At 62.5% G+C, this 9089-nt stretch carries 10 protein-coding genes; 1 reads left to right on the top strand and 9 read right to left on the bottom strand.

What is annotated here, in order from left to right; genetic code table 11:
- Positions 1-280: 280 nt before the first annotated feature.
- The gene (locus OO306_RS27330; protein WP_099430615.1) at positions 281-1018 is read right to left on the bottom strand and encodes an ABC transporter substrate-binding protein; all 738 of its coding nucleotides are present in this window, start codon (positions 1016-1018) and stop codon (positions 281-283) included.
- A gap of 220 nt (positions 1019-1238) precedes the next feature.
- Between OO306_RS27330 and OO306_RS27325 the strand changes: the two genes are divergently transcribed.
- Positions 1239-1691, top strand: a complete 453-nt coding sequence (locus OO306_RS27325) for a GNAT family N-acetyltransferase (RefSeq protein WP_027592469.1) — start codon at positions 1239-1241, stop codon at positions 1689-1691.
- Between the two features lie 29 nt (positions 1692-1720).
- Here the strand turns inward: OO306_RS27325 and OO306_RS27320 are convergent, their stop codons facing one another.
- The 8 genes from OO306_RS27320 to epd form a co-directional block, all read right to left on the bottom strand.
- Positions 1721-2017: a helix-turn-helix domain-containing protein gene (locus tag OO306_RS27320; RefSeq protein ID WP_003249396.1), complete on the bottom strand. Its 297-nt coding sequence runs from the start codon at positions 2015-2017 to the stop codon at positions 1721-1723.
- A 12-nt stretch (positions 2018-2029) separates the two neighbouring features.
- Positions 2030-2530: a M48 family metallopeptidase gene (locus OO306_RS27315; RefSeq protein WP_027592468.1), complete on the bottom strand. Its 501-nt coding sequence runs from the start codon at positions 2528-2530 to the stop codon at positions 2030-2032.
- 39 nt (positions 2531-2569) lie between these two features.
- Positions 2570-4699 (bottom strand): bifunctional diguanylate cyclase/phosphodiesterase, encoded by a 2130-nt coding sequence (locus OO306_RS27310; RefSeq protein ID WP_265970337.1) that lies wholly within the window; start codon positions 4697-4699, stop codon positions 2570-2572.
- Between the two features lie 209 nt (positions 4700-4908).
- The gene (gene fba / locus OO306_RS27305) at positions 4909-5973 is read right to left on the bottom strand and encodes a class II fructose-bisphosphate aldolase (RefSeq protein WP_008093958.1); all 1065 of its coding nucleotides are present in this window, start codon (positions 5971-5973) and stop codon (positions 4909-4911) included.
- A 100-nt stretch (positions 5974-6073) separates the two neighbouring features.
- A complete protein-coding gene (locus tag OO306_RS27300) occupies positions 6074-6403 on the bottom strand; it encodes an MliC family protein (RefSeq protein ID WP_027592466.1) in 330 nt (109 codons plus the stop codon).
- Positions 6404-6482: 79 nt separating this feature from the next.
- On the bottom strand, positions 6483-6734 hold the full coding sequence (locus OO306_RS27295; protein ID WP_099430618.1) for a hypothetical protein: 252 nt from the start codon (positions 6732-6734) through the stop codon (positions 6483-6485).
- Positions 6734-7897, bottom strand: a complete 1164-nt coding sequence (locus OO306_RS27290; RefSeq protein ID WP_027592464.1) for a phosphoglycerate kinase — start codon at positions 7895-7897, stop codon at positions 6734-6736. The genes OO306_RS27295 and OO306_RS27290 overlap by 1 nt, the downstream gene beginning before the upstream one ends.
- A 12-nt stretch (positions 7898-7909) precedes the next feature.
- Positions 7910-8971 (bottom strand): erythrose-4-phosphate dehydrogenase, encoded by a 1062-nt coding sequence (gene epd / locus OO306_RS27285; RefSeq protein ID WP_027592463.1) that lies wholly within the window; start codon positions 8969-8971, stop codon positions 7910-7912.
- Positions 8972-9089 lie beyond the last annotated feature (118 nt).

Here is a 9089-nt window from a genome sequence, read left to right as displayed (position 1 = left end):
CCACAGTGATGCCGAAGAAGCGCTGGCCAACGACCTGGAACAGATGCCGGAAGAGCTGGATGAGCACCAGCGGTTGGTGCAGACCCAGCTGGCACTGATTTGCAGGCAGTTGGGGCCATTGCGCACGCTGGCGGCGCACCTGGTCAAGGAAAGCGCGCCGGCCTAAATGCTATGTGGCCTGTGGCGGCCTCTTCGCGGGTGAACCCGCTCCCACAGGGGGTGTGTATCGCTTGTGTGGGAGCGGGTTTACCCGCGAAGAAGCCAGCACGGGTATTAGAGATCAAAAGCCATGCTGGCGTAACAAGCGCGCATAACTGCCATCAGCTTTCATCGCCGCAATCGCCTGCTCGAACCCTTCGACAATCTGCTGGTGTTGCGGGTGTTTCAGGCTGACCAGAATATGCAGGCTGTTCTGCGCCAGTGGCGGGTCGATCAGTTCCACACCATCACGCACCGCCTGCGGTTCGCGCTGCAGGTTGTAACGGGCCACGTATTCATCCTCTACCGCCAGGTTCACCCGGCCTGCCGCCAACATGCGCACGGCTGACGAGAAGTTGCGCACAGGCACCTTGTGCAAGCGGGTGTCGCCGTCGAAATCGGGTGAGTAGGCATAGTCGCGCACCACGGCAATGCTGTAGGGGTACAAATCGGCAGCATGCTGATAGTCAAACGCCTCACCCTTGCGCTTGAGCAAGCGGATGCGGTTAGTCAGGTAGGCGTCGGAAAACTGCCCGATGCGGGCACGCGCGTCGTTGCGCCAGGCATTGATCAGCACGTCGTAACGCCCTTCGCTGACGCCCATCAACGCACGCGCCCAGGGCACTTCTTCGAACGCGCTGGTGTATCCGGCCCGGGCCAGCGCAGTGGTGACGATGCTGGTCGCCAAACCGCCGCCGGGCATGCTGGTGTCGGTAAACGGTGGCCAGTTGTCCGCCACAAGCCGCAGCTTGCCGTGACCCTGGGCGGGCGAGGCCAGCATCACTGCCAGCAACCCCAGAACACAAAGCAGTGGCCGCATGCTCAAGTCCTTTCGCAATGGAGGGCACACACTGTGTAGGCGGTCTTCACCACAACTGCCGCTGAGCGTACACAAAGCTGCAGCCGAAGGCAGCGGACAATAGTGTCATTTTGCCTCTATTTTGGCCGAAGGCTGCATGACACCGCCTGCAGCAATCAGCCACTCGTCGGTAGCCTTGGGATTTGCGATGATCGACGGATCATTCAAGGAGTTCCTGCCCATGTCCATCGACTGGCTTTGCAAGCACCACACTGATCTCGGCAAGGAGCAGCTCTATGCCATCCTGCAGTTGCGCACCGAAGTGTTCGTGGTCGAGCAACGCTGCAGCTACCAGGAAGTCGATGGCCAGGACCTGACCGGCGACACCCTGCACCTGATGGCCTGGCAAGACGACAAGCTGGTGGCTTACCTGCGCCTGCTCGATCCGCAATCCCAAGGGGGCGATGTGGTCATCGGCCGCGTGGTCACGTCACCTGCGGCGCGCGGGCTCAAGCTGGGGCATGCGTTGCTGCTCAAAGGGCTGGAGGCGGCCGAGCATTGCTGGCCGGGTACGCCGGTGTACCTGTCGGCACAGGCGCATCTGCAAGGGTTTTATGCCGGGCATGGGTTTAAGGCGGTGGGTGAGGAATACCTTGAGGATGACATTGCGCATATCGGTATGCGTAAAGGCTGAAAAAGCCAGGGGGCACTTTGCCCCCCGCATCACGGATACCCCAGCACTTCGCGGATCTGGCGCAAATGCCGAATGATCCACTGCTTGTCGATCGCGCCCCAGTCATGAATGCGGTAATGCCCGGCATGATTGCGCGCGCCTTCCTGCTGCTCGAACTCACAGACGATGTCCAGGTCGGCCAGGGCGGCGATGGTGTCCTGGGCCGTGCGGCGTGGCATGCCGGTGGCCTCCATCAGCGCCGGCACGCTGGTCGCGGTCTGGCTGTCGATCAGCCAGGCCACGTATAGGCGGCGGTAGAAGCTGCTCTTGGTCTTGCTCACTTCCATGCTGCGTGGTCCTTAACAGTTGCCCGGCAGCTCCCGATAGGTCAGGTAGACGCGCAGGTCGAATTCCAGTTGATGGTAGTCCGGCTCCATGTGCTGACAGAGCTGGTAAAACGCTTTGTTATGGTCGCGCTCACGCAGGTGCGCCAACTCGTGCACCACGATCATGCGCAAAAACTGCGGCGCGGCCTCCTTGAACAAAGCGGCGATGCGGATTTCCTTCTTCGCCTTGAGCTTGCCACCCTGCACCCGGGATACCGCCGTGTTCAGCCCCAACGCACGGTGGGTCAGGTCCAGGCGGTTGTCGAACAGCACCTTGTCCAGGTTAGGCGCACTGCGCAGGTACTGCTGCCGCAACTCTTGGGCATAACCGTACAGCGCCTTGTCGCTCTGCACGTCATGGCGGTCCGGGTAACGGCGCTGCAGGTACTCGCCCAGGCGGTCGCTGTCGATCATCTGCCGCACCTGCTCTTGCAGGTGCGGCGGGTAGGCTTGCAGATAACGTAATACGGTCATGGCAGTGCATTCGGCGTGACGAAGGGCGATTCTAGCCAATCAGGGCCGAGGCCAGGAGAAAATCGCCGGGAAGCCGCTGGCATCCGCTGCGGTCATGGGGTGCGCCACCAGAAAACCCTGCACGTAGGCGCAACCGTTTGCCTTCAGCCACGCAGCCTGGGCCGGGGTTTCCACGCCTTCGGCGATCACTGTGATGCGGTAGTCGGCGCACAGGCCCACCACGCTGCGCACCAGCGCGGCGTCCACGGCTGAGTCCGGCAGGCGTGCCACCAGGTGGCGGTCCAGCTTCAGGGTATCGATCGGCAAGTCCCGCAGCATGCGCAACGAGCAGTCACCTGCGCCAAAATCATCCAGCGCCACCCGCACACCCAGCTCACGCAGGCGGTGTATCTGCTTAACCGCCGCGTCGATGTTGTACATCAGCGACGTCTCCGCCACCTCGACTTCAAGCTGCGCGGGGTCCAGCTGGTAATCCAGGATCACCCGCTGCAGCTCCTCGACCAGGCCCGGCATGACGAACTGGGCACGGCTCAGACTGATACCCAGCACCAGGTCGCGAGGGAAACGATCGCACCAGGCCTGGCGCTGCGCTGCCCCCTGGCGGTAGATCCAGCTGGCCAGGCGGTTGATCAGCCGGGCCTCTTCCAGCAAAGGTATGAACAGCCCTGGCGGCACATCGCCAACGCTAGGGTGCTGCCAGCGCAACAACGCCTCGAAACCTCGCAAGTGGCCGTCGGCGAAGCCCACCTGGGGTTGATACACCAGGCTGAAGTCCTGCTGTTCGATCGCTGCCCGTACACCGTCTTCAAGCATCAGCCGCGAACGTGCGCGGCCATTGAGCTCGTGGTCATAGAAGCGGTATTGCTGGCGGCCAGCCTGCTTGGCCGCGTACATCGCCGCATCGGCTGCGCGCAGCAGGCCCTCGACGGTGGCACCGCAGTCGGGGTAGGTGGCGATACCAATGCTGACCCCAAGGCACACATCCAGCCCTTCCACCTGCTGGCTGATGGCGATGCGCTCGAGCAAGCGCTCGGCGTAACGCCCGGCCTGCTCGGGGTAAGGCAAGCTGTCGAACAACGCCGTGAACTCATCACCGCCCATCCGTGCCAGCAGCGCCTCGCTGCCCAGGCAGTCCTTGATCTGCTCGGCAACCCAGCGCAGCACGCGATCACCCGCTTCATGGCCCAACGAGTCGTTGATCCGCTTGAAGCCATCCAGGTCCATGTACATCAGCGCCTGCGCCTTGTCCGAGCGCTCGTTGCGCAGCAGCACGCCCTCGGCGGCCTGGTAGAAGCCACGGCGGTTGAGCAGGCCGGTCAGCGGGTCGGTCACCGCCTGGTACTCGAGCTGTTGGTGCAGGTTGCGCACCACCGACATGTCCAGCACTGTCACCACCATCGCCTGCTGATCGGCTGGCAAGGGCGCACACGACAGCGCGACCGGTACCAGTTCGCCCCCCAGGGTGCGTAACTGGGCATCGTGCACGCGGAAAATCCGCCGCCCCAAGTAGGCCTGGTAGAAGTCCGACTCGCTCCACAGGTTGGCGTTGGCCATTTGCACCAGGTCAAGCAACTGGGCGCCCTGCAACTGCTCCACTGGCGCTGCCAGCAAGCGTGAAATGGCTGGGTTGGCGAAACTGATGGTGCCGGCGGCATCTACCACCAGAATCCCTTCGGCGGCGTTTTCCAGAATCGAAGCGTTGAACGCCCTGGCTGTTTCCAGCTCGCGGGTCAGTTGCTGCAACATGCGCCGGTTGCGTTGCTGATCGAGCAGGGCCTGGACCTTGGGCTTGAGAATCTGCGGGTCGAACGGCTTGAACATGTAGTCCACCGCGCCACTGGCGTACCCCTTCAGCACGGCGGCATCGGACTGTTCGTTAGCGGTAAGGAAGATGATCGGGGTCAGCCGCGTGCGCTGGCTGCCGCGCATCAGCCGGGCGACTTCGAAGCCGTCCATCTCTGGCATCTGTACATCCAGCAAGACCAGGTCGACGTCGTGTTCGAGCAAGGCACTCAGGGCTTCCACCCCCGAACTTGCGGTCAATACTTGCCAATCCTGCCGGGCTAGCAAGGCCCGCATACTGATGAGGTTCTCGGGGTAATCATCTACCACCAGTAGAACCGAGCTGCCACCATCCCGTGGCTGTGGTTGAAGGTGAGCGCCATCCATGCTGCTTCTCTATTGTGTGACCGACTTCAAATCACGATTGGATCCGATAAGTACTCTAGACCCGGGCCTGTAACTCGCAATGCAATCAGAACGCTATCAGTGCATAAACTGTACGGTAGCCGACTAACGGTTGCTCTGCCGTGAATACGGGTTATCGCAGGCATAAAAAAACCCGCATCTCTGCGGGTTTTTTCAGTACTACCAGCGCATCAATTGACCTTGGCGGCCAATTCACCTTTCAGGTAACGCTGGAACATGCCTTCCAGGGAGATCGGTTTGATCTTGGAGGCATTGCCGGCGGTGCCGAAGGCTTCGTAACGGGCGATGCACACGTCACGCATGGCTTTGACGGTTTCACCGAAGAACTTGCGCGGGTCGAACTCGCTTGGGTTCTGAGCCATCAGGCGACGCATGGCACCGGTGGAGGCCAGGCGCAGGTCGGTGTCGATGTTGACCTTGCGCACGCCGTGCTTGATGCCTTCGACGATTTCTTCAACCGGTACGCCGTAGGTTTCTTTGATGTCGCCGCCGTACTGGTTGATGATCGCCAGCCACTCTTGCGGTACCGAAGAGGAACCGTGCATCACCAGGTGGGTGTTAGGGATGCGCTTGTGGATTTCCTTGATACGGTCGATCGCCAGCACGTCACCGGTCGGTGGCTTGGTGAACTTGTAGGCGCCGTGGCTGGTGCCGATGGCGATGGCCAGGGCGTCGACCTGGGTCTTCTTGACGAAGTCGGCGGCTTCTTCCGGGTCGGTCAGCATTTGGCTGTGATCCAGCACGCCTTCAGCACCGATACCGTCTTCTTCACCGGCCATGCCGGTTTCCAGCGAACCCAGGCAGCCCAGCTCGCCTTCTACCGAAACGCCGCAGGCGTGCGCCATGGCAACGGTCTGCTGAGTAACGCGGACGTTGTACTCGTAGTCGGTTGGGGTTTTGCCGTCTTCACCCAGCGAGCCGTCCATCATGACCGAGCTGAAGCCCAGCTGGATCGAGCGCTGGCACACGTCAGGGCTGGTGCCGTGGTCCTGGTGCATGCACACCGGGATGTGCGGGAACTCTTCGATCGCGGCCAGGATCAGGTGGCGCAGGAAGGGCGCACCGGCGTATTTGCGGGCACCCGCCGAAGCCTGCACGATGACCGGAGAGTCGGTCTTGTCGGCGGCTTCCATGATTGCGCGCATTTGCTCGAGGTTGTTGACGTTGAAAGCTGGAACGCCGTAACCGAACTCGGCGGCGTGGTCCAGCATCTGGCGCATGCTAATGAGTGCCATTGTGTATCTCTCTCCCGACAAGCGTCGTTTGTTTCGTGCAAGCCTGCCGCAGGGGCGGTTGCTGTTCAAGTAGTGTGGGCCACCTGGGCGGCCCGGCCAGTCACGGTGCCTTGCAGCCCCGCCCTATCAGATCGTTGGTTGCCACCCAGTACACCAGGCCTTCTTCGCCTTTGGTGTGGAAGGCCAGCACGCCATCGCTGTACATCGCGCCCGACGCGCTCGGCTCGGATTTGAGCCGGTAGACCTGGTCGCCGCCGCCAAGGCGTACGTCGACCGAATCTTGTTGTGCATCCGCGAAGCGCCACAGCACTTCAGTCTGGGTGTCACAGACCCAACGGGTCCAGTTGTCTGCCGGGGCGGGTTGCGCCGGCTGCAGCAGTGAGCATCCTGCCAGTGTCGCCAGGGCCGCGATGGCCATAAGCGCTTTCATCTCATTACTCCGCCAGGGGCTGCTTTGCAGCCCCAGTGTTGAAGACCTTCAAACCCAGCTTAGGTGCCCGAGAACCCGATCAAGGGCAACCAGGCGCCTTGTGCTGGTGGTCTTCGTCATACTTTTCCAGGCCATCCGGACCCAGGCGCTTGTTGATGACCGGTACGGTCTCAGCCTGCCACTCGGACTGGTAGCAGCCGCCCTTGGGCGACCGCGACGCGGCTTCATCCGAAGACGGGCTGCTGGAACACGCGCTCAGCATCCCGGCCAGAATCATCACAGGCAATTGCTTGACCATCAGGTCGCTCCCTTTGCCAAGCGCCAACGTCATCAGGCCTTGGCCCGCTCTTCCAGGATTGCCACAGCCGGCAGGACCTTGCCCTCGACGAACTCGAGGAACGCGCCACCACCGGTAGAAATGTAGGAGATATCGGCGCCAACGCCATATTTGTCGATCGCCGCCAGGGTGTCACCACCGCCCGCGATCGAGAACGCGGCGCTTTCGGCGATGGCTTTGGCCAGCACTTTGGTGCCGTTGCCGAACTGGTCGAACTCGAACACGCCAACCGGGCCGTTCCACAGAATGGTCTGCGACGACTTCAGCAGCTCGGCGAAGTTGGCAGCGGTTTGCGGGCCGATGTCCAGGATCATGTCGTCAGCGGCAACGTCGGCAATGGCCTTGACGGTCGCTTCGGCGCTTTCAGCGAATTCCTTGGCAACCACCACGTCGACCGGCAGCGGCACGTTGACCTTGGCAGCGATGGCCTTGGCGGTATCGACCAGGTCAGGCTCGTACAGCGACTTGCCGACGGGGTGGCCAGCAGCCGCCAGGAAGGTGTTGGCGATGCCACCACCGACGATCAGCAGGTCGCAAACGGTGCTCAGGCTGTTCAGCACGTCGAGTTTGGTCGACACCTTGGAGCCAGCGACGATGGCCGCCATTGGCTTGGCCGGGGCTTTCAGCGCCTTGCCCAGGGCATCCAGCTCGGCGGCCAGCAGTGGGCCGGCAGCGGCGACTTTGGCGAACTTGGCCACGCCATGGGTCGAACCTTCGGCGCGGTGGGCAGTGCCGAACGCGTCCATCACGAACACATCGCACAGGGCAGCGTATTTCTGCGCCAGCTCGTCGGCGTTCTTTTTCTCGCCCTTGTTGAAGCGCACGTTCTCGAACAGCACCAGGTCACCGGCCTTGACCTCGACACCTTCCAGGTAGTCGGCGATCAGCGGCACGTCACGGCCCAGGGCCTTGCTCAAGTAGTCGGCGACCGGCTTGAGGCTGTTCTCGGCGGAGAATTCACCTTCGGTCGGGCGGCCCAGGTGCGAGCAGACCATTACCGCCGCGCCCTTTTCCAGGGCCAGCTTGATGGTCGGCAGCGCTGCCAGGATACGCGCGTCGCTGGCTACCACACCGTCCTTCACAGGCACGTTGAGGTCTTCGCGGATCAGTACGCGTTTACCTTGCAGGTCGAGGTCGGTCATCTTCAACACGGTCATGAATGCAGTCCTTCAGGGCTGTTTGTTGCGGGTTGGTTGAACGACGTGCAGATAGTGTTCGGCAACGTCGAGCATACGGTTGGCGAACCCCCATTCGTTGTCGAACCAAGCCAGCAGGTTTACCAGGCGGGGGCCGGAAACACGGGTCTGGCTGGCATCGACGATCGCCGAATGCGGGTCGTGGTTGAAATCACAGCTGGCGTGGGGCAGCTCGGTATAGGCCAGCAATCCTTTGAGCGGGCCCTCCAGCGCTGCCTCGCGCAGCACCCGGTTGACCTCGGCGGCGCTGGTGTCGCGGGCGGTCTGCAGCGTGATGTCCAGGCATGAGACGTTGACGGTCGGCACGCGTACCGCTTTGGCCTGAATTCGCCCGGCAAGTTCCGGCAGCAGCCGCTCGATGCCGCGCGCAAGGCCCGTGGACACCGGGATCACCGACTGGAACGCAGAGCGCGTACGGCGCAGGTCTTCGTGGTGGTAAGCGTCGATCACCGGCTGGTCGTTCATCGCCGAGTGGATGGTGGTGATCTGCACGTATTCGATGCCGAACGCCTGGTCCAGCACGCGCAACAGCGGCACGCCGCAGTTGGTGGTGCAGGACGCGTTGGACACCAGGCGCTCGCTGCCCGTCAGGCATGCCTGGTTGATGCCGTAGACCACCGTGGCGTCCACGTCCGCCTCGCTGGCCATGGGCTGCGAGAACAGCACCCGTGGCGCGCCGGCATCAAGAAAACGCTGGCCATCGGCGCGGGTGTTGTAGGCGCCGGAGCACTCCAGCACCAGGTCGATGTCCAGGGCGGCCCAGTCGATGCCTTCCGGGGTGGCGCTGCGCATCACCTTCACGCAGTCGCCGTTAATATGCAGACAGTCGCCGTCGACCCTCACTTCCCCGGGGAAACGCCCGTGGGTGGAGTCGAAGCGTGTCAGGTACTCGAGGCTGGCCTGATCGGCCAGGTCGTTCAGCGCAACAATCTCGAAACCGGCCTTCGCCCCCCGCTCGAACAACGCGCGCAGGACACAGCGGCCGATGCGGCCATAACCGTTGAGTGCAACTTTGTAGGGACGCGGGTGGGGCATAGGTGGCTCTTGAAATCCGTCGGTTGAAAGGGGCCGCCATACGGCCCATTCGCGGCACAAGGCCGCTCCCACCGGGTACTGCGGGGTATGCAGATCCTGTGGGAGCGGCCTTGTGCCG

Source organism: Pseudomonas sp. DCB_AW (genome assembly GCF_026240895.1).
GTDB classification, from domain to species: Bacteria; Pseudomonadota; Gammaproteobacteria; order Pseudomonadales; family Pseudomonadaceae; genus Aquipseudomonas; species Aquipseudomonas kermanshahensis.
This window is presented reverse-complemented; position numbering and strand designations above follow the sequence as displayed.